Source organism: Stenotrophomonas sp. YJH_SMC_14-1 (genome assembly GCF_059372275.1).
Window position 1 is genome coordinate 22,702 of record NZ_JCAFVK010000006.1, and the last position, 19,130, is coordinate 41,831.

General features: G+C 69.1%; 15 protein-coding genes. 8 read left to right on the forward strand and 7 right to left on the reverse strand.

Going from position 1 to position 19,130, the window contains the following annotated elements:
* Window positions 1–314: 314 nt before the first annotated feature.
* From recD to recC, 3 genes are read right to left on the reverse strand one after another with little or no spacing between them, the layout of a single operon-like run.
* Complete coding sequence (gene recD, locus AC5P9P_RS14395) at window positions 315–2,195, reverse strand: exodeoxyribonuclease V subunit alpha (protein WP_495232880.1); 1,881 nt, start codon at window positions 2,193–2,195, stop codon at window positions 315–317.
* Entirely contained in the window at window positions 2,192–5,872 is a 3,681-nt protein-coding gene (gene recB / locus AC5P9P_RS14400) for an exodeoxyribonuclease V subunit beta (protein ID WP_495232881.1), read from the reverse strand. The genes recD and recB overlap by 4 nt, the downstream gene beginning before the upstream one ends.
* Complete coding sequence (gene recC, locus AC5P9P_RS14405) at window positions 5,869–9,216, reverse strand: exodeoxyribonuclease V subunit gamma (RefSeq protein ID WP_495232882.1); 3,348 nt, start codon at window positions 9,214–9,216, stop codon at window positions 5,869–5,871. The genes recB and recC overlap by 4 nt, the downstream gene beginning before the upstream one ends.
* Window positions 9,217–9,405: 189 nt before the next feature.
* On the opposite strand from recC, the gene AC5P9P_RS14410 reads away from it, so the two are divergent.
* The 6 genes from AC5P9P_RS14410 to AC5P9P_RS14435 are packed head-to-tail and all read left to right on the forward strand — an operon-like array spanning window position 9,406 to window position 13,505.
* Window positions 9,406–10,194: an ABC transporter ATP-binding protein gene (locus AC5P9P_RS14410; protein WP_049432486.1), complete on the forward strand. Its 789-nt coding sequence runs from the start codon at window positions 9,406–9,408 to the stop codon at window positions 10,192–10,194.
* On the forward strand, window positions 10,194–10,943 hold the full coding sequence (locus tag AC5P9P_RS14415; protein ID WP_005414955.1) for an MlaE family lipid ABC transporter permease subunit: 750 nt from the start codon (window positions 10,194–10,196) through the stop codon (window positions 10,941–10,943). Before AC5P9P_RS14410 ends, AC5P9P_RS14415 begins: the two co-directional genes overlap by 1 nt.
* A gap of 59 nt (window positions 10,944–11,002) precedes the next feature.
* Window positions 11,003–11,527 (forward strand): outer membrane lipid asymmetry maintenance protein MlaD, encoded by a 525-nt coding sequence (gene mlaD, locus AC5P9P_RS14420; RefSeq protein ID WP_005411706.1) that lies wholly within the window; start codon window positions 11,003–11,005, stop codon window positions 11,525–11,527.
* The gene (locus AC5P9P_RS14425; RefSeq protein WP_049417748.1) at window positions 11,524–12,186 is read left to right on the forward strand and encodes an MlaC/ttg2D family ABC transporter substrate-binding protein; all 663 of its coding nucleotides are present in this window, start codon (window positions 11,524–11,526) and stop codon (window positions 12,184–12,186) included. Before mlaD ends, AC5P9P_RS14425 begins: the two co-directional genes overlap by 4 nt.
* Window positions 12,176–12,487, forward strand: a complete 312-nt coding sequence (locus AC5P9P_RS14430; RefSeq protein ID WP_005414956.1) for an STAS domain-containing protein — start codon at window positions 12,176–12,178, stop codon at window positions 12,485–12,487. Before AC5P9P_RS14425 ends, AC5P9P_RS14430 begins: the two co-directional genes overlap by 11 nt.
* Before the next feature lies 1 nt (window position 12,488).
* Window positions 12,489–13,505: an MlaA family lipoprotein gene (locus AC5P9P_RS14435; protein ID WP_005414957.1), complete on the forward strand. Its 1,017-nt coding sequence runs from the start codon at window positions 12,489–12,491 to the stop codon at window positions 13,503–13,505.
* 106 nt (window positions 13,506–13,611) lie between these two features.
* On the opposite strand, the gene AC5P9P_RS14440 is transcribed toward AC5P9P_RS14435, so the two are convergent.
* The 3 genes from AC5P9P_RS14440 to AC5P9P_RS14450 all read right to left on the reverse strand — a co-directional run bounded on the left by AC5P9P_RS14440 (window position 13,612) and on the right by AC5P9P_RS14450 (window position 16,316).
* A complete protein-coding gene (locus AC5P9P_RS14440; protein ID WP_005411710.1) occupies window positions 13,612–14,157 on the reverse strand; it encodes a glutathione peroxidase in 546 nt (181 codons plus the stop codon).
* 138 nt (window positions 14,158–14,295) lie between these two features.
* Entirely contained in the window at window positions 14,296–14,694 is a 399-nt protein-coding gene (locus AC5P9P_RS14445; protein WP_495232883.1) for a hypothetical protein, read from the reverse strand.
* A 71-nt stretch (window positions 14,695–14,765) separates the two neighbouring features.
* A complete protein-coding gene (locus AC5P9P_RS14450) occupies window positions 14,766–16,316 on the reverse strand; it encodes a DNA recombination protein RmuC (RefSeq protein ID WP_049432474.1) in 1,551 nt (516 codons plus the stop codon).
* A 45-nt stretch (window positions 16,317–16,361) separates the two neighbouring features.
* Here AC5P9P_RS14450 and AC5P9P_RS14455 point away from each other — a divergent pair, with 45 nt between their 5' ends.
* On the forward strand, window positions 16,362–16,967 hold the full coding sequence (locus AC5P9P_RS14455; protein WP_049432471.1) for a glutathione S-transferase family protein: 606 nt from the start codon (window positions 16,362–16,364) through the stop codon (window positions 16,965–16,967).
* Window positions 16,968–17,047: 80 nt separating this feature from the next.
* Here the strand turns inward: AC5P9P_RS14455 and AC5P9P_RS14460 are convergent, their stop codons facing one another.
* Entirely contained in the window at window positions 17,048–18,055 is a 1,008-nt protein-coding gene (locus AC5P9P_RS14460) for a zinc-binding alcohol dehydrogenase family protein (protein WP_049426874.1), read from the reverse strand.
* A 91-nt stretch (window positions 18,056–18,146) separates the two neighbouring features.
* Here AC5P9P_RS14460 and AC5P9P_RS14465 point away from each other — a divergent pair, with 91 nt between their 5' ends.
* Entirely contained in the window at window positions 18,147–19,118 is a 972-nt protein-coding gene (locus AC5P9P_RS14465) for a LysR family transcriptional regulator (RefSeq protein ID WP_049402899.1), read from the forward strand.
* The last annotated feature ends 12 nt before the right edge of the window (window positions 19,119–19,130 follow it).

The window sequence follows — 19,130 nt, forward strand, 5'->3', positions numbered from 1 at the left end:
CCTGCGCACACGGCAAGACCGGGGTTGGGCGTCCTGCCCAACCCGCCCGAGGCATGCCTCGGGCCCATGCCGCTCACACCCCCTCAACCGGACCCACCCCGCCTTCGACAGTTTCCTGCGATCTGCCGGCACGGCGTTCTGCTCTGGTGGGTGTCGACCTTGGTCGACACGGTAGATCCACGGCATGCGTGGATGAACGTCGGAATGATCGAAGTACGCTGTTGTAAAGTCGAGCCATGCTCGACTGCTTCTGCCTGGCGATCAGGTGAAGGGGTCAGAGCCCGTTCCCGATGGGAACGGGATCCGACCCCGATTCAGAACAACTGGCCCTGCACCGTGGGCTGTTCGACGCGCGGCGGTGTTTCGGCCACCTCCTCCGCACCCAGCCGCCAGGCCAGGCCACCCAACCGGCTGGCGTGGCGTTTCAATGCAGCCTGCAGCACATCAGCGCTGCCCGCCACATGCAGTACCTGGCGGGCGCGGGTCAGGCCGGTGTAGACCAGCTCGCGCGACAGCACGCGGCTGTCCTGGCGTGGCAGCTGCAACCACACTTCATCGAACTCCGAGCCCTGTGCCTTGTGCACGGTCATCGCAAAGGCGCTTTCGTGCGCGGGCAGTGCGGCCGGGTGGAAGGCGCGCGGCTGGTCGACGCTGTCGCCGGGGAACCAGGCCACCATCGCGCCACTGCCATCGCGCAGGCAGATGCCGATATCGCCGTTGAACAGGCGGTGCCGGTAGCTGTTCTCGGTCACCAGCAGCAGGCGGCCCTGGAAGTAGCCCGGGGTGTTGCCGGCCAGCAGCTGTTCGATGCGGCTGTTGAGCCCGCGCGCACCCTGCGGGCCTTCGCGCAGCGCGGTCAGCACGCGCAGGCGCCCGGCCTGCTGCAGGGCAAGCGCCGGATCGGCCGCGTCGGCCAGTGCACGCCAGCGGCCCAGCAGGTGCTCGCGCTGGCCGCGCAATGGATCGGCCTCGCCTTCGTGGAAATGCACGCCTGCCAGCGACCCACCGCGCAGCAGCTGCAATGCGGTGCTGCTGTCGCCTTCGCGCACGGCATGCGCCAGTGGTGCCAGGTCCAGCGCATCGCTTTGCCGGTAACCACGTTGCAGCTGCACGCGGCGGCCGGCGAAGGCGCGCGGCGTGGCCTGCGGCTGCAACGTGGCCGGTGCCAACAGACCCTGCAGTGCCTGCGCATCATCGGCGCGGGTGCCGATGCCATCACCGCTGGCGCGCAGGATCGCGCTGAGCACATCACCGGCTTCGACCGAGGGCAACTGATCGGGGTCGCCAAGCAGGATCAGCCGCGTGCCGCTGGCGATCGCATCGACCAGCTTGGCCATCATCGGCAGATCGATCATCGAGGCTTCGTCGACCACCACCACGTCCACCGGCAGCGGGTTGTCGGCGTGGTGGCGGAAGCGCGGCGAATCCGGGATCACGCCGAGCAGGCGATGCAGGGTGGTGCCGGTACTGGGCAGTGCCGCGCATAGCGCCGGGTCCACGCCGTTCTCCTGCAGGCGCTGCACGGCCAGACGCAGGCTCTCGGCCATGCGCTCGGCGGCGCGTCCGGTAGGCGCGGCCAGCGCCACTTCGGGCAGCGGCTGGCCGGCGTGCAGGGCCTGCGCCGCCAGCAGCAGCAACAGGCGCGCGATGGTGGTGGTCTTGCCGGTGCCGGGGCCGCCAGTCACCAGCGCCAGCGGATGGCGCAGGGTCACGCCGGCGGCACGGGCCTGGTGATCTTCGCTGCCCGATGCCTGCGGGAACAGCTGCGCGAACAACGGTGCCAGCGCCGCCATGTCCGGTGCCGGCAGCGGATGCCGGCCGATGCGCTGCAGCCCGGCGGCCAACTGCCGTTCGTACTCGCGGTAGCGGCGCAGGTAGAGCAGGCCGTTCTCCAGCACCAGCGGCGCATCCTCGGCGATGGCGTCGGCCTGCTCGGGTATAGCCACCCAAGGCGATGCGCGCAGTTGTGCCAGCCAGTCCTGCGAGGCGGGCCACTCGGGCACCCCTTCCAGCAGGCGCTGCGGCTGCGCCGGATCGAAGCCGGCGTGGCCCTGCGCCACCGCCAGCGAGGCCAGCGCCGCCGCCAGCGCCACGCTCTCCGGCGTGTCGCCGCGCAGCCGCATCAGGCTGGTCGCCAACGCGTGGTCGAGGGTGCGCAGCAGGCCCTTCTGGTGCAGTTCCTTCAGCAGGCTCATGCGCCGGCCCCACGGGCACGTGCGGCCAGTTCGGCCTGGGCCTGTTCGCCACCGGCGAACAACGCATCCAGTGCATCCACCAGCGCCAGCGGGAAACGGTCCACATGCACGCCGTTGTCGGTGCCATCGAGGCCGCGGCAGAACAGGTAGCGGATGCCGCCCATGTCACGCTCGTAGTCGTAGGCCGCGCCCAGGCGGAAGCGCAGCCAGCGATGCAGGGCCACGGTATAGATCAGCGCCTGCAGGTCGTACTCGCTGTGGCGCATGGCGATGGCCAGCAGGTCCTGGCTGTAGCCGGGCAGACGATTGGATTTGTAGTCGAGCACGTACCAGCGTCCGTCGCGCACGTAGGTCAGGTCGATCATGCCGGTCATCAGCCCTTCCAGGCGGCGGCGCTGGCCGAAGCCTCGACGACCACTGGAAACACCGTGGGCATGCAGCACCTGCAGCAGCGCCGGCACCGTGGTCGGCTCGATGGCGAAATGGAAGTCGATTTCCGCGCGCCGCTCGCCTTCGCCCAGGCTGTAAAGGGCGCCGCCTTCGGGCAGCGGCACGGTGAGCGTGTGGCCGACCAGCGGCACCAGCACGGCCACGCCATCGTCCAGGTCGACGTCGGCATAGCCTTCGTCATGCAGCGCCTTGCGTAGCACCTCGGCCTGTCCCTCGGGCGCTTCCCGGCCCGGCTGCCAGTCACCCCAGGCAGCGAAGTCGACGTTCTCCATCGCCTCGTGCAGCACGTTGCCGAAGCGGCTGCCCATGAAGCGCGGGTCGATCGGCGCGCTGTCTTCGACGACGGCGGTGGGTTCGGGCAGCGCCGGTTCCAGCGGCAGTTCCGGGCCGGCCGGTTCATCGGCGGCCGGTGCCGGCAGCTCGGTGGCGGCGGCTTCAATATCACTGCCAGCGCCCGCATCGGCATGCGCCAGCTGGGTGAAGCTGTAGACCCACCAGTCATGCGGCACGCGCCGGGTCAGTGCACGTACCGCCGGCAGGTCACCTTCCACTTCGGCCGCCAGCTGCGGCAGCGCGGCCGGTGCCTCGCTGTCATCAATATGCACATCGGCATGCGCGCGCAGCGCCTGCAGGTCACCCAGCAGTGGCGCCAGACGCGTCCTGCCGAGCCCGGCCAGATCACCCACGGCGATCCACAGCGCATGCTCGGCGCGGGTCAGTCCTACATAGAGCAGGCGCGCATCCTCGGCACGCTGCTCGCGCTCACGCTGCGCGTTGGCCGCTTCCCAGGCCTCGTCCTTGTCCAGCTTCCAGTGCAGCTGGCGCTGGCCCCCAAAGTGCACGGTGCAGTGCGAGGCGGTGTTCGGCGCGCCGCCGTCGATGCCGACGAAGGGCAGGAACACCAGCGGATACTCCAGGCCCTTGCTCTTGTGCAGGGTGATGATCTGCACGCGGCGCGCATCCGACTCCAGGCGCAGGAGCTGCTGCTCGTCATCCTGGTCGGCACTGGCCATCTGCCCCTGCAGCCAGTCCAGCAGGCCATGCATGCCCAGCGCCTGCGCCGAGGCCTCCTGCAGCAGTTCACCCAGCTGCAGGTAATTGGTCAGGCGGCGCTCGCCATCGATCAGCGCCAGCAGGCGTTCACCCTGTGCGGCACAGACATCGGCAATCACTGCGAACGGTCCCCCGCGCTGCCAGCGCTCGCGCCAATGCAGCAGCTGTGCCTGGAACCCGCGTTGCAGGTCACCTTCGCGTTCCATTGCCGCGATCGCGCTGGCCCGCTGGCCAAGCAGCACGGTGGCCAGCGCTGCACGCAGGCGGCCTTCGTCGGCCGGTTGCAGCAGTGCCAGCAGCAGCGCACGAAGGTCGCGGGCTTCAGCAGTGGCGAACAGGCTCTGCTTGCCGGCCGCCACCGCGGGAATGCCGACCGCGGCCAGCGCACGCTGTACCAGGGTGGCCTCGCGATGCGAGCGCACCAGCACCGCGATATCACCGGGCTGCACCGGTCGCCCACGCAACACGGCATTGCCCGCGCGCGCATCGACCAGGATCTGGTGAATCGCGGCGACGCAGGCCTGGGTCGCCGCATCGCGCGAGGCATCGGCGCCCATCGCCTTGTCACCGCCACTGCGCAGCACGCGCAGGGTGAGTGCCTTGGCGGCCTGGCCGGCGCGCAGGTAGTCCGCATCGCTGCGCACGCCACCGGGCCGCACCGGCTCGAACCGGATGTCGCGTTCGAGGAAGGCGTCTTCGCCACCGTTGTCGTACAGCGCCTGCAACGCGCGCAACACAGACGGTCGCGAGCGGAAGTTCTGGTCCAGCACCGGCGCCTGCTGCGCCACCTGCTTGGCCTTCAGGTAGGTGTGGATGTCGCCACCGCGGAAACCGTAGATCGCCTGCTTGGGGTCGCCGATCAGGAACAGCGCCGGCGTCAGGCCGAGTTCGCGCACCTCCGGCGAATCGCCGAACACGGTGTGGAAGATGCCCCACTGGCGATCGTCGGTGTCCTGGAACTCATCGACCAGCGCGATGCGGTACTGCGCACGCAGTTGCCTGACCAGCGTCAGCCGCTGCGGGCCTTCCAGGGCGAGCGCTACGCCATCAATCAGATCGTCGTAGGTCTGTACCCGGCGCGTACGCTTCAGCGCCTGCAGGCGCTGCGTGGCTTCGGCGCGAAGCGTGTGCAGGAAATCCAGCGCGGTGCCACGCAGCCAGGCATCGCGTTCGGCCAGCAGCGCAACATAGCGCGCCAACGGCGCCTGCAATGGCGACGACGGCGTGCGATCAGGGAATTTCTTGTTGGTCTTGTCGGACAGCACCTCCGGCAGCAGTGCCGGCAGGCGATCGCTGGCCAGCAGCTCGCGCGGGTCGGCGCGCTCGGCCCAGGCCAGCAGCTGCCGGCCCAGCGGGTGCAGCCAGCCCATCTTGTATGACACGCCGTTGAGCCACTTGTTGTCGACGGCATCGCAGAGGTCGATGAAGAACTGCTCGCCATGCTCGCGCACGCTTGCGGACAGGGCTTCCGCCGCGCTCTGCAATGCCGGGCGTGGATCGGCCAGCGCCGCCGGCCGCGGCAGCGGATGCAGCGGCGGCGTGCCCAGCAGCGCGCGCAGATCGGCGGCCAGCGCGTCGGGGCTCGACCACAGCCAGGTCAGCGGCTCCAGCGTGGCCGGGTCGTTGGCATGCACGCGCCACAGATCGGCCGCGAGCTCCTCCAGCAGTTCACGGTCGCTGGCCAGCAGTTCCGGCGGATCAAAGGTGTGGCCGCTTTCCAGCGCATGCTCGCGCAGCACGCGGGTACAGAAACCATGAATGGTGAAGATGGACGCCAGGTCGATCTCGTCTGCGGCCACCTGCAGGCGGCGTTTCAGTGCGGCGGCGCTCTCGGTGCCGCCCCGCAGATGGCGCTGCAGCACGTCACGCGTCAATCGTACCTCCGGTGCTTCACCGTCGGCCGCTTCCAGGTCGACCAGGCGCGCGGCCAGCGCCAGCCGCTCGCGGATGCGCTTGCGCAGTTCCTGGGTGGCGGCATCGGTGAAGGTCACCGCCAGGATCTGGCCGATGCGCAGGCCCTGCTCCACCACCAGGCGGGTGAACAACGTGGCCAGGGTGAAGGTCTTGCCGGTGCCGGCGCTGGCTTCGATCAGCCGGATGCCCTCCAGCGGCAGCGCCAGATAGGGATCGCGGCTGGGGGATTCGAGGCCGTCTTCGGCGATGGCGGTGTTCATGCGTTGCCCTCCTGGCGTGCTTCGGTGCCGAGAGCGCGGCCTTCGCGCACCGCGCTGAAGACCAGCTGGCTGTTGCGCAGCAGGTCAGCGTAGCCGGCATCGGTAGCGAACGGGTCGGCACCCCGCAGCAGCAGCTGCCAGGCGTCGCTGCTGGATTCACCCCAGCTGCGGTCGCTGCCGTGCCACTGCTTCCAGCCTTCGCTGCGCTGCTTTTCTGCTGGCGCGTTGTACAGCACCCAGCCGGTGTACGGGGCAAAGCGCAGCGGCTCGCGCAGGCCACGCTGGCGCAGCTGCAGCAGCGCACGCAGCGCCGCACGTGCAGCGGGAACGCTCAGTGTCGGCAGTACATGCGGGCCGGGACCGGCGTCGCCGCCGTCATGGAACTGCACAAGCGGCAGCGCGTCGCCCGCCGCGTTCGCCAGCAGCCAGTCCAGGCCGTGGCGGATCACTGCATTGCCATTGAGCGTGCCGGCACGCAGGCGCACCAGCCCTTCGGGATGCCGATCGGCCACGCGGCCATGCAGGCGCACGCCATCGATGTCCACTTCGTAGCGACGGCTTTCCAGTGGTTCGCCCTGCATCCAGCCCAGCAGCGCACTGGCATATGGGCGTGTTTTCAACTGCTCCACCTCGAACTGACGCTCGCCCAATGGACCCGACGGCAGCAGGCCACGCGCGCGCAGGCGTGGGTACAACGGCTCGGTATCGCCGCTGAGCGTGGCGCGCACTACCGCCGCCTGCACGCTGCGCTTTTCCGGCCCGCGCGAGGACAGCACCAGCGGTTCCAGGTCATCCACCTCCTCGACCTCGTCGGCCAGGCGCAGGCCCAGCGACTGAGCGAGGAATTGTCCGGCCGGGTCGCACAGGAAGCGGCGCAGAGTATCGAGCGCGACCTCCCCCTCCACCGCGTCGTCGAGCGGCGGCGGCAACGGTGCATCGAACCACGGCTGCAGGCCGCCGCGCTGGCCGGTGAGGCGACCGGCGGCCGGATGCCACTGGCGGCGATAGCTGAAGCGACGCGGATCGCCATCACCGAACGCCGCCGGTGAGAACGGCTGCAGGGCGTGGCGCACGGTGAAGTCGCGGACCGCCGCAGGCGGATCGAGGTGATACGCGGCGGCGGCATCGATCAGTTCACTGACCAGCACCGACGGCTCGCGCACGCTGCCATCGCGCGGATCGGCGCCGAGATAGCTGAGATAGAACACCTCCTGCGCGGCGGCGAACAGCTGCAGGAACAGGAAGCGGTCATCCTCGCGGGTGGAGCGGTCGCCCGGACGGCGGCGCGGCGTATCCAGCTCGGCGGTGAGCTGGTTGAGACCGGCAGCGGGGTCACGGCGCGGGAAATCGCCATCATTGAGGCCGAGCACGCAGATCACCCGGAACGGCAGCAGGCGCATCGGCACCATGCGGCCGAAACTGATGCCACCGGTCAGCAGCGGTGCGCGCGTATCGGCCTCGCCCAGCGCGCCGGCGAAGTGCGCGCGCACCACCTCCGGCGGCACGCCTTCCTCGAAGCCGGCCTTGGCGGCATCTTCGGCGAACTGGTTGAGCAGCTTGCGCAGGCGCTCCAGCGCGCGCTGGCTGTTGGGGGAACTGGGCGCGGTGGGCAGCAGTGCATCCAGCAGCGACAGCAGGCGTTGCCGCCACTGCGCCGGGGTCAGCAGCTCGCCCAGTCGGCGCTGGTAGATGGCCAGCACGCGCAGCAGGCGCAGCAGCCGGTCCAGCGCGTCCAGCGCGCCGCCTTCCAGTTCGATCCACGGCGCCACGCCGGCCAGGTCGGCCTCGCTGCCGGTGGCGTGGCCGAGTACCAGGCGATCCAGCGCGAACTGCCAGGTGTAGGCGTCGTCGGCCGGTGCCTGGTGCTGGTTGCGGTGTTTCGCATCCAGGCCCCAGCGTGCACCGGCCTGTTGCAGCCAGCCATGCAGGCGGTCGAAGTCCACCGCTTCCAGCCCGGCCGCCTCGGCCAGCGGCGCGCTGGCCAGCAGGTCCAGCACTTCGTTCAAGCCAAAGCGCGAGACCGGCAGGCCCAGCAGGTGCACGAACACATCGGCCAACGGCTCGCCGGCCAGCGGACTGCTGTCGGCCAGCGCATACGGAATGTGTTCCTCCTCGCCGCCGCGACCGCCGAACACCGCTTCCAGGTACGGCACATAGGGATCGATGTCCGGCGCCAGCACCGCGATCTCGCGCGCCTGCAGCGGCGGGTCGAAGCGCGGGTCCTGCAGCAGGCTGCGCAGCTGGTCGTGCAGCACCTGCAGCTCGCGCAGGCGGGTATGGCAGGCATGCACCTGCAGGCTGGGGTCGTCGCTGCGCAGGCCGTCGCGCAGCTCGCCCGAGGGCAGCGCGCGGCGGTGGAACAGGTCACGCTGCAGGCGATGCAGCAGGCTGTCGGACAGGCCACCTTCGTCCAGGGTCGGGCGGGTGTCCTCCTCCGGATCGGAATAGGCAGCGATTTCGCCGGCCGGATGCACCACCTCGTAACTGCCCAGCACCGCCATGAAGTCGCGCCCGGCCGCACCCCAGGCTTCCAGCAGGCGGTTCTCGCCGGCCGCTTCGCCGAAGGGGTCCGGTGCGCCGCTGCGCAGGCGCTCGGCCAGCGTCTGCAGGTCGCCCCAGTACGACTGCACCGGGGTAGGCATATAGAAATGCAGCTCGCCCACCCGCGCCTGGGTGGCCATCACCCGCAGCACGTCGGGCGAGATGTTGAGCGTTGCGAACGCAGACATGCGCGGTGGCAAGCCCTTCGGCAGCGGTTGGCCGGCACCTTCGAAACGGTCCAGGTATTCCTGGATGCGGCGCGCGCGGTAGTCGTGGCCCTGGGTGATGGTGCGCCACAGGATCGCCTGCGGGTCGGCAGGATCGGCACCGGCTGCCCAGCGCAGCAGCCAGTCACGGCGCCACGCCTGGTACTTTTCAAATACCGAGGCCAGCTCGCCGGCCAGCGCCCAGGGTTTCAATGCGTCACCGCCGGCAAGATAGGACTGCAGCGCACGCATCGGTGGCTGCGCCAGCAATGTCGGGTCGCGCAGGGCCTGGTACAGCTTCCAGTGCAGACCGGCCGCGTCCAGATCGTCCTGCTCGCCGCTGACGTTGGCCTTCAGCGCGCGGGCCACGAACTCGCCCGGGGTGAGGAATTCGAGGTTGGCGGCGACACCGAATTCGGCGGCCAGTGTCGCTTGCAGCCAGCGGCGCATCGCCACCTGCGGGATCAACACCACTTCCGGCGCCAGCAACGGCTGGCCTGGCACCGGCGCACGCACGTTGCGCGCCAGCAGCGCGGCCAGCACGTCCAGCGAGTTGGAATGGTAGAGGCGGAAATCGCTGCCTGGGTCACTCATCATGCACAGTGTGCAGGACGGCAGGCAGTATTCAATGGTCGGCCCATCGACGGTACGGATTGTTCCGGGCTGCCGGCCGATTGTCCCGGCCTGCGCCACGCCCTGCCGTGCAACAATACTGGACCGTCCAGTCTGCTTATGTTCAGCCGGCTGGCCCGATCCTTCGATGTCTAAAAAACGTTAATGGTGCCCATGTCGGCTTCCACCTCCAGTCTGGTGCAGTTGTCCAACGTCCGCATCGACCGGAGCGGACGCACGATCCTGCGTGACGTGTCGCTGCAGGTGCCGCAGGGCAGCATCACCGCCGTGCTCGGCCCCTCCGGCAGCGGCAAGTCGACCCTGCTGGCGGCGCTGACCGGCGAACTGCGACCGGTGGCCGGCGACGTTACCCTGTTCGGCAAGCCGATCCCGCATGACAGCAGCGCGCTGCTGGAGATGCGCAGGAGCGTGGGCGTGCTGCTGCAGGGCAATGGTCTGCTGACCGACCTCACCGTGGCCGAGAACGTCGCCCTGCCGCTGCGTACGCATACCCGCCTGCCGGCCGCCGTGCTGCGCCGGCTGGTGGAGATGAAGCTGCATGCGGTGGGCCTGCTGGCCGCCGCCGACGCCTGGCCGCGCGAGCTGTCTGGCGGTATGGCGCGCCGTGTGGCGCTGGCCCGTGCGCTGGCGCTGGACCCGCCGCTGATGATCTACGACGAGCCGCTGACCGGGCTGGACCCGATCGCCTCCGGGGTGATCATGAGCCTGATCCAGCGCCTCAACCACAGCCTGGGCCTGACCAGCATCATCGTCAGCCACCACGTGCACGAGACTCTGCCGATCTGCGACCAGGTGATCGCCATCGCCAATGGCGGCGTCGTGTTCCAGGGGACGCCCGAGGCACTGCAGTCCAGCCAGGATCCGCTGCTGCGGCAGTTCCTGCATGGCCAGCCGGATGGCCCGATTCCGTTCGATGCCGCGCCACGCGCGAGGGTTGCCTGATGCCGTTCGTCCAAGCCACCCGCTCGCTGGGCCGCGCCGGGCTGTTCTCGCTGACCGTGCTGCGCGGTTCCCTGCCGACCCGTGATTTCCTGGCCGAGCTGACCCGCGAGATCTACAAGATCGGCGCGCGCTCGCTGCCGATCATCGCCGTCGGTGGCGCCTTCGTCGGCCTGGTGCTGACCCTGCAGGGCTACCGCACGCTGACCACCTTCGGCGCGGCCGACGCGTTGTCGACCCTGCTTGGCCTGTCGCTGTACCGCGAGCTGGCGCCGGTGCTGACCGCGCTGCTGTTCATCGGCCGCGCCGGCAGTTCGATCGCCGCCGAGCTGGGCCTGATGCGCGCCACCGACCAGATCAAGGCGCTGGAGCTGATGGCGATCGACCCGGTGGCCAAGGCCGTGGCGCCACGCTTCTGGGCGGCGGTGCTGACCGTGCCGCTGCTGACCGGCATCTTCTGCTCGCTGGCGATCAGTGCCAGCTACTTCGAGGCCGTGCACGTGCTGGGCCTGGACAATGGCGTGTTCTGGTCGGCGCTGCGCAACAGCGTCGATTTCTGGGATGACTTCGGCGTGGCGATGCTGAAGTCGGCGATCTTCGGCGGCACCGCCGCGCTGGTCGCCGCCTATGTTGGTTTCCATGCCGAGCCGACCATCGAAGGCACGTCGGTGGCGACCACCCGTGCAGTGGTCAACGCTTCGCTGCTGGTGCTGATGTTCAACTTCGTTCTGTCGGCAATGTTGTTCACCTAACCCCTCCACCGGCGGTGCGCAGGCGCGCGCGGCCACCACGACTCGATCAGGTAATCCACATGGCCATCCGCGGTCCCAGACTCGAATTCTCCGTCGGCGCTTTCCTGCTGCTGGCCCTGGCCTCGCTGATGGTGCTGGCGGTGGCCTCGACCAACCAGCGCTGGAGCTGGGGCAGCCAGGGCTACGAGCTGAAGGCGCGCTTCTCCCAGGTCGGCCAGCTGCGCAAGCAGGCGCCGGTGAAGATCGGCGGCGTCACCGTCGGCCAGGTCGCCTCCATCGACCTGGACCCGGTGAAGTTCGAATCGATCGTGACCCTGCGCATGGACAGCAAGGTCAAGGACCTGCCGGCGGACACCTCGGCCGGCATCTTCACCAGTGGTTTGCTCGGCGAGAGCTATATCGGTCTGCAGCCGGGCGGTGATCCGGACGTGCTGAAGGCCGGCGACGAAATTGTCTTCACCCAGCCGGCGGTTGACCTGATCCAGCTGGTCGGCAAGTACATGTTCAGTGGCGGCGCCGGTGGCGGCGCTGCTCAGAAGCCCAACGATGGCGCGCAGGCGCCTGCAACGGAACCGCAACCATGAAGATGAAACTGATCCCGGCCCTGCTCGCCTCGGCGCTGCTGGTAGCTACTCCGTTCCTCGCCCAGGCCCAGGCCGCCGCCCCCGCCGCTGCCGCGGCGCAGGGCCAGGCCGGCAAGGTGGTGATCGATGCCAGCACGCGCATCCTCACCACCCTGCAGCAGCGAAGGAGCGAATTCGGCAGCAACCCGGCCAGCCTGCGCAACTACATCGACAGCGAACTGAACCGCACCTTCGACCGCGACTATGCCGCGCGCCTGGTGCTGGGCCCGCACGCCCGTGGTGCCTCGGATGCCGACATCAAGCTGTTCGCCGATGCCATGGCCGACAGCCTCATGCAGCGCTACGGTTCGACCCTGCTCAACATCCAGGGCAAGCCGAGCTTCCGCCTGAAGGGTGAAAGCCCGCTGCCGGGCAACCGCGGCGTGCGCGTGAGCACCGAGCTGGTGCGTGCCGGCAGCGAGCCGACCCCGGTCGAGTACTGGATGCGCAACGTGAACGGCCAGTGGAAGATCTTCGACGTCAACATCGAAGGCATCTCCTACGTGCAGACGTTCCGCAACCAGTTCGACACCCCGCTGCGCCAGAAGGGCATCAAGCAGGTGGCCAGCGAGCTGCACAGCGGCAGCATGCAGGCCGGGCCCGCGGGCAATGGCAAGTAACGCACTGGCGCTGCTGGAAGGCGACACCCTGCGCCTGCGCGGGGTGCTCGACCGCGCTGCGGTGATCGCGCTATGGCCGCAGCTGCAGGCCCTGCCGGCAAAGCTGGCACGGCTGGATCTGGCTGAGGTCGAACGCGTGGACAGCGCCGGCCTGGCCCTGCTGGCCGAGCTGGCGGCACGTGCGCGCAAGGCCGGCCATCCGCTGGTGATCACCGGCGCGCCGGCTGGCTACAACGAACTGAGCGCGGCCTACCGGCTGTCGCCCAACCTGGATTTCAACGCTACTTCTGCTGCGAGCTGACATGAACGTCGTGCGCACTCTCCCCCTGATCGTCCTGGCCACCGCCCTCACGGCCTGTGCCGGCAAGCCCGCGCGCAGCGATGCACCGGCAGCCAGCACCGTGGTCCCGGCCAGTTCTTCCACCTCGCCCGCCGTCGCGGCCACCGATGCCGGCACGGCTGACGCTGCTCCGGTCGCGCCGGTGGCCAATCCGCCGGCTGCTGCCGCATCGTCGCCGGCTGCGCCCACCGACAGCGGCGACGGCAGCGCGGCGAAGACCTCAGCCGCCACCGCGCCCGGTGGCGATGACGACTTCGATGCCCTCTATGGCGGTGCCGGCAACACCACCAACGCAGCGGCCTACGATCCGTGGGAACCATTCAACCGCAAGGTGCACAAGTTCAACAACGCGGTCGACCGCGGCGTCGCGCGTCCGCTGGCAACCGCCTATACCCACGTGGTGCCGCGCTTCGCCCGCACCGGCGTCAGCAACTTCTTCAGCAACCTGCGCGCGCCGGTGACCATCACCAACCAGCTGCTGCAGGGCCGCGGTGCCGATGCATGGGACAGCCTCGGCCGCTTCCTGATGAACAGCACGCTGGGCATCGGTGGCCTGTTCGATCCGGCCAGCAAGGCGATGGTACCGCGCCGCAATGAGGACTTCGGCCAGACCCTGGGTGCCTGGGGCTGGCGTCGTTCGCGCTACGTGGAACTGCCGTTCTTCGGCCCGCGTACCGTGCGCGACGTGTTCGGCCTGGCCGGCGACATTCCGCTGTCGCCGATCCGCCGTATCGAAGAGGACAAGGTCCGCATCGGCCTGCAGGGCCTGCAGCTGGTCGATACCCGCGCGCAGCTGCTGGCGATCGACGACCTGCGTGACACTGCCGTGGACGAGTACTCGCTGGTGCGCGATGCATGGATGCAGCGTCGCAACTACCAGATCGAGAACGATCTGCGCAGCAAGCGCGAGCGTGGCCACGACGACGCCAATTCGCCGATCCCGGTCGATGCGATGCCGATGCCGCAGTGGACGCACTGAGTCCTTTCAGCGACGCATGAAAAACCCCGCCTCGGCGGGGTTTTTCTTTGGCGCCGTGGGTGGGGTCGGAGCCCTTTCCCGTGGAAAGGGATCCGACCCCGGCCGATCAGGCAGCCAGCGCGGCTTCGATGGCTTCGCGCAGGCGCGCGTCGTCAGCCGCCACGTCCGGGGCGAAGCGGGCGATGACCTTGCCGTCGCGGCCGACCAGGAACTTCTCGAAGTTCCACAGCACCGCCGGCGCTGCGTGGATCGGAATCTCCTTGCTGGCCAGGCGCTCGCGCAGCGGGCCTTCGCCGATCGACTGCGGCTGCGCAGCGGTCAGCTGCTGGTACAGCGGGTGGGTGTCGTCACCGGCCACGCTGATCTTGGAGAACATCGGGAAACTGACATCGTAGGTGAGCTGGCAGAACTGCTGGATCTCCGCTTCGCTGCCCGGCTCCTGGCCGAGGAAGTTGTTGGCCGGGAAGCCCAGCACTTCCAGGCCCTGTGCGTGCTTTTCCGCATACAGCGCCTGCAGGCCTTCGTACTGCGGGGTCAAGCCGCACTTGGAGGCGACGTTGACCAGCAGCAGTACCTTGCCCTGGTAGTCGGCAAGCGAGGACGGCTGGCCGTCGATGGTGGTGAGGGAAATGTCCTGGATCGAAGTGCTCACGCGGGGGCTCCGGCAACAGCGGGGGAATGGCCCACCAGCATAGCGCCGCGCGATGTCGGTCGTGCCGGCCGCTGGCCGGCAATCGTGCGATCGTTCGCAAGGGTTCATGGGGCTGCCGGCCAGCGGCCGGCACTACGATCAGTCCACGCAGATCATGCCCTGCGCCTTGCCCTCATCAATGCGCTGGCGGCAGCCGAAGTTCTGGCGGGCATCGCGCTGGCAGGTGCCGGTGGCGGCACTGCCGGCGGCCACCTCTGCTCCGGCCAGGCACTGGCCCGTGCAGTCGCTCTTGCGGCTGCAGGCCTTGCCGGCATCGGCATAGGGAATCACGCACTGCTCGCGCTGCAGGCGGCCGAGCCGCTGCAGCGTGCCGCCAGCGGCCTGGCAGTCCACATCGCGCGCTTCGCGGTAGGCCTCGGCCGCTTCGGGGCTGGTGGCTGCGGCAGGTGCCGCCGCCGGATTGGCAGCCGGCGGTGCGCTGCTGCAGGCGGCAAGCAGCGCGGTCAGGATGAGACTGGTGCAGAGGCGCAGGCGCATGGCGTTACCTGATCCAGTAGGACAGGCCGCCAGCATACGCATCGACCATGCAGGCGGCGTGTCGACGTAGCTCAGGCTTCGTCGCCTTCGTCGCCTTCGTCCTCGGCCGTGGCATCAGCATCGGCCAGGCCGCCCAGCAGGGATTGCGCCTGCTCTGACGCCAGCGACTCCACGCCGCGCAGGCGCCGTTCGATGGTGCGCGTCTTGCGGCTGGCTTCGCCGATGCTGCGGCCGACCGTGGTGATCTGCTTCTCGGCCTTCTCGAGAATGCCGGCGAACTTGCCGAACTCGCTCTTCACCGCACCCAGCAGGCTCCACACCTCGCTGGAACGCTGCTCGATGGCCAGCGTGCGGAAGCCCATCTGCAGGCTGTTGAGCAGCGCGGTGACCGTGGTCGGTCCAGCCACCACCACGCGGTGCTCGCGCTGCAACAGGTCGACCAGGCCCGGGCGCCGGATCACTTCGGCATACAGGCCTTCGGTGGGCAGGAACATCACCGCGAAGTCGGTGGTGTGCGGCGGCGCGATGTACTTGTCGCAGATCGACTTGGCCTGCACGCGCACCGCGCGTTCAAGCTGGATGCCCTGCAAGCGCACGCCCTCGGCGTCACCCTGTTCCTGCGCGTCGAGCAGGCGCTCGTAGTCCTCGCGCGGGAACTTGGAGTCGATCGGCAGCCACACCGGCGTGTCGTCACTGCTGCGGCCCGGCAGGCGCACCGCGATATCGACCATCTCGCCACTGTCCGGGCGTACCTTCACTGCCCGCGCGTACTGTTCCTGGGTGAGCGTCTGTTCGAGGATGTTCTCCAGCTGTACTTCGCCCCAGCTGCCACGGTTCTTGACGTTGGTCAGCACACGCTTGAGATCGCCAACGCCGGTGGCCAGCTGCTGCATCTCGCCAAGACCGCGCTGCACCTGTTCCAGGCGCTCGGAAACCAGCTTGAAGGAGTTGCCCAAGCGTGTTTCCAGCGTCGACTGCAGCTTTTCGTCCACGGTGTGGCGCATCTGCTCCAGCTTCTGCGCATTGTCGTTCTGCAGCGCGCGCAGCTGCTCTTCCAGCGTGGCGCGCATCTCGGCGATGCGCTGTTCGTTGCGCTGGGTCAGTTCCTGCAGGCGCAGGCCAAGGCTTTCGGTCAGGCGCTGCTGCGACTGCGCACCTTCCTCACGACCCTTGCGCGCATCGTCCACCAGGGTCTGGCGCAGCGCGCCCAGCTGGGTGTCGGTACGCCCGGTGAGTTCCTGCAGCTGCTGGCCGAAGGCGTGGATGCGCGCTTCCTGCTGCTGGCCGAAGGTTTCCAGCTGGCCGCGCAGTTCCTGCAGGCGCTGCCCCATGAGTGCGGCGCCACGCTGCTGGCTCTCCGCCGCCTCGGCACGCGCCTTGCGGGCGTCCTCGCCCAGCGCCTCGCGCAGCAGGTCCAGGCGCTGGTCGGTGCGGGTGGACAGATCGGTCAGCGCGCGGGCAAAGCCATCGAGCTGTTCGCGCAGCTCGCTGCGCCCGGCGCGCGCCTCCTCACGCACCGCCTGTTCGAGGCGGTCGTGCGGCGGGCGGCGCAGCAGGGCGACAAGCTGCAGGATGAGCACGGCCAATAGAAGGCCGCCAATGAGCAGATATTCGGTTTGCATGGGGCAAGTGTAGGCTGGCGGAGTCTCAGCTGCTGCGCCAGGACCATGCTCGCTCTGTACGGAAAGCCCACCTCCATCAACGTGCGCAAGGTGCTGTGGCTGTGCGCGGGGCTGGATCTGCCCCCGCGCCACGAGCCTGCGCCACCCGCGGACCTGCTGGCCGCACTGAATCCGAACCGGCAGGTACCGGTCCTGCGCGATGGCGACTTCGTGCTGTGGGAATCCAACAGCATCTGCCGCTACCTGGCCGCCCGCGCCGGCCGTGACGACCTGCTGCCCGCAGCAGCGCAGGCCCGGGCCCGGGTGGAGCAGTGGATGGACTGGCAGTCCAGCGACCTCAACAGCGCCTGGCGCCATGTGTTCATGGCGCGCGTGCGCCAGCATCCGGACTACCCGGACGATGCCCGCGCCGAGGCCAGCCTGGCGCAGTGGAACCGGTTGATGGGGGTGCTTGATGCACAGCTGGCCGCTTCCGACGGCTATGTGGCGGGCGACACCTTTACCCTCGCCGATATCGTGCTGGGGCTGTCGACCCAGCGCTGGCGCAGCACGCCCGGCCACAAGCCCGCGCTGCCACACCTCGCGGCGTGGTTCGAACGCCTGCGCCAGCAGCCCGGTTTCGCCGAACACGTCGACAATGGCGTGGCCTGAGGCAGGGGTCAGATCCCTTTCCCAACGGGAAGGGGATCTGACCCCACGAGCGGCTCCCAAGGGCGCGGGAACAACCAGCGTTACCAGCCTTCCAGCACGATCTTGCCCTTGGCGCGGTGACTCTCCAGCAGCGCATGCGCGCGCCGCAGGTTGGCCGCGTCGATGCGCCCGAAATGCTCGCCCAGGGTGGTCTGCAGCACGCCGGCATCGATCAGCTCGGCCACCCGGTTCAGCAGGTCGTGCTGGCGCTGCATGTCCGCGGTCTTGTACAGCGGGCGGGTGAACATCGACTCCCAGTGCAGTGACAGTGCCTTGCGCTTGAGCGCCATCACGTCCACTTGGCCCGGATCGTCGATCAGGCCGAACTGGCCCTGCGGCGCCAGCAGCTCCACGATCTGCGCGTAGTGCTGGTCGGAGTGGGTCAGGCTGGCCACGTGCTGCACCTCGCTGATGCCCAGCCGTGCCAGTCCCTCGGCCAGCGGCAGGCTGTGGTCGATCACGTGGTGCGCGCCCATCGCATACACCCAGTCCTGGGTGTCCGGGCGCGATGCGGTGCCGATCACCGTCAGTTTCGTCAGCTTCCGCGCCAGCTGCACCAGGATCGAACCGACACCGCCGGCCGCACCGATCACCAGCAGGGTCTGGCCTTCGCCACCGCCCTCGGGGATGCGCAGGCGGTCGAACAGCAGCTCCCAGGCGGTGATTGCAGTCAGTGGCAGCGCGGCGGCGGCGGCATCATCGAGGCTGGCCGGCTTGCGGCCGACGCTGCGCTCGTCCACCAGCTGGTACTCGGCATTGCTGCCCGGGCGGTCGATCACGCCGGCGTAGTAGACCGCGTCGCCAGGCTGGAACAGGGTGACTTCGCTGCCCACCGCGTCGACGACGCCGACCGCATCCCAGCCCAGCACGCGCGGGCCGTCGGTGGCCACGCCGCGGCGGACTTTGGTGTCGACCGGGTTCACCGCCACCGCGCGCACCGCCACCCGCAGGTCGCGTGGGCCGGGCTGCGGCAGTTCCAGTTCGATATCGATCAGGGCCCGGGTGTCGTCGATCGGCAGGCCGGCGTGGGTGTAGGCAATGGCGCGCATGGCAGCGGTCCAGTGGGGAAGGAGTGCACAGGTTGCGCCGCGCACGGTCGCTCAGAAAGGCGCAGAATCGGGCAGCACTTTCACTCCGGCAATGAAGATGATCCGCTTCGACGACCTGCAGTTGTTCGTCCGCACGGCCGCACTGGGCAGCTTCTCGCAGGCGGCCCGCGAGGCCGATCTGTTACCCGGCCAGGTCGCTGCTGCCGTGGCGCGGCTGGAACGCGAACTGGACCTGCGCCTGTTCGTACGTACCACCCGCAGCCTGCGCCTGACCGGCGAGGGCGCGCTGTACCTGCCGTATGCGCAGGAGGTACTGGCTACCCTGCGCGAAGGGCGGGCCCGCGTACAGGGCGAGGACGCCGAACTGCATGGCACGCTGCAGCTGTCGGCACCGTCGGACTTTGGTCGCAACCTGCTGCTGCCGTGGCTGACCGCGTTCCGAGCCGCGCATCCACGGCTGCGCCTGCACCTGCGGCTGTCCGATGAAGTGGCCGACGTGTTCCGCGACCCGGTCGACGTGGCGATCCGCATCGGCCACTTCGACGACGCCAGCTACGTCGCCCTGCCCCTGCTCGAAGGCAACCGTCGTGTGCTCGCGGCGTCGCCCGATTACCTGCAGCGACGGGGCACGCCGGTGCGCCTGGACGAACTGCGCGAGCACGATTGCCTGGTCTACCAGCTCAGTGGCCGTGCCTACGATCGCTGGTCGTTCGAGGTCGACGGGCGCCGCACCGTGATCCCGGTGCGCGGCCCGCTGGTCTGCGACGACGCCGACGTGGTGCGGCGCTGGGCGGTGGCCGGCGAAGGCATCACCTACAAGTCCTGGCTGGACCTGCGCGAGGACGTGCTGGCCGGGCGCCTGCAGCTGCTGCTCGACGGTGTTGGCAGCAGCATTCCGTTGCAGCTGGTATGCCCGCACCGCAAGCAGTTCTCGCCCGCGGTACGGCAACTGCACGCGCAGCTGCGCCAGCACCTGCAACCGCTGCTGTCTGGCATGCCAGATGGACTTCCCCGCCCCCTGTCGCCCACCCCGGTGCTGGCCGACAATGGCGGCCCCCCGTAAGAGAGAACACCG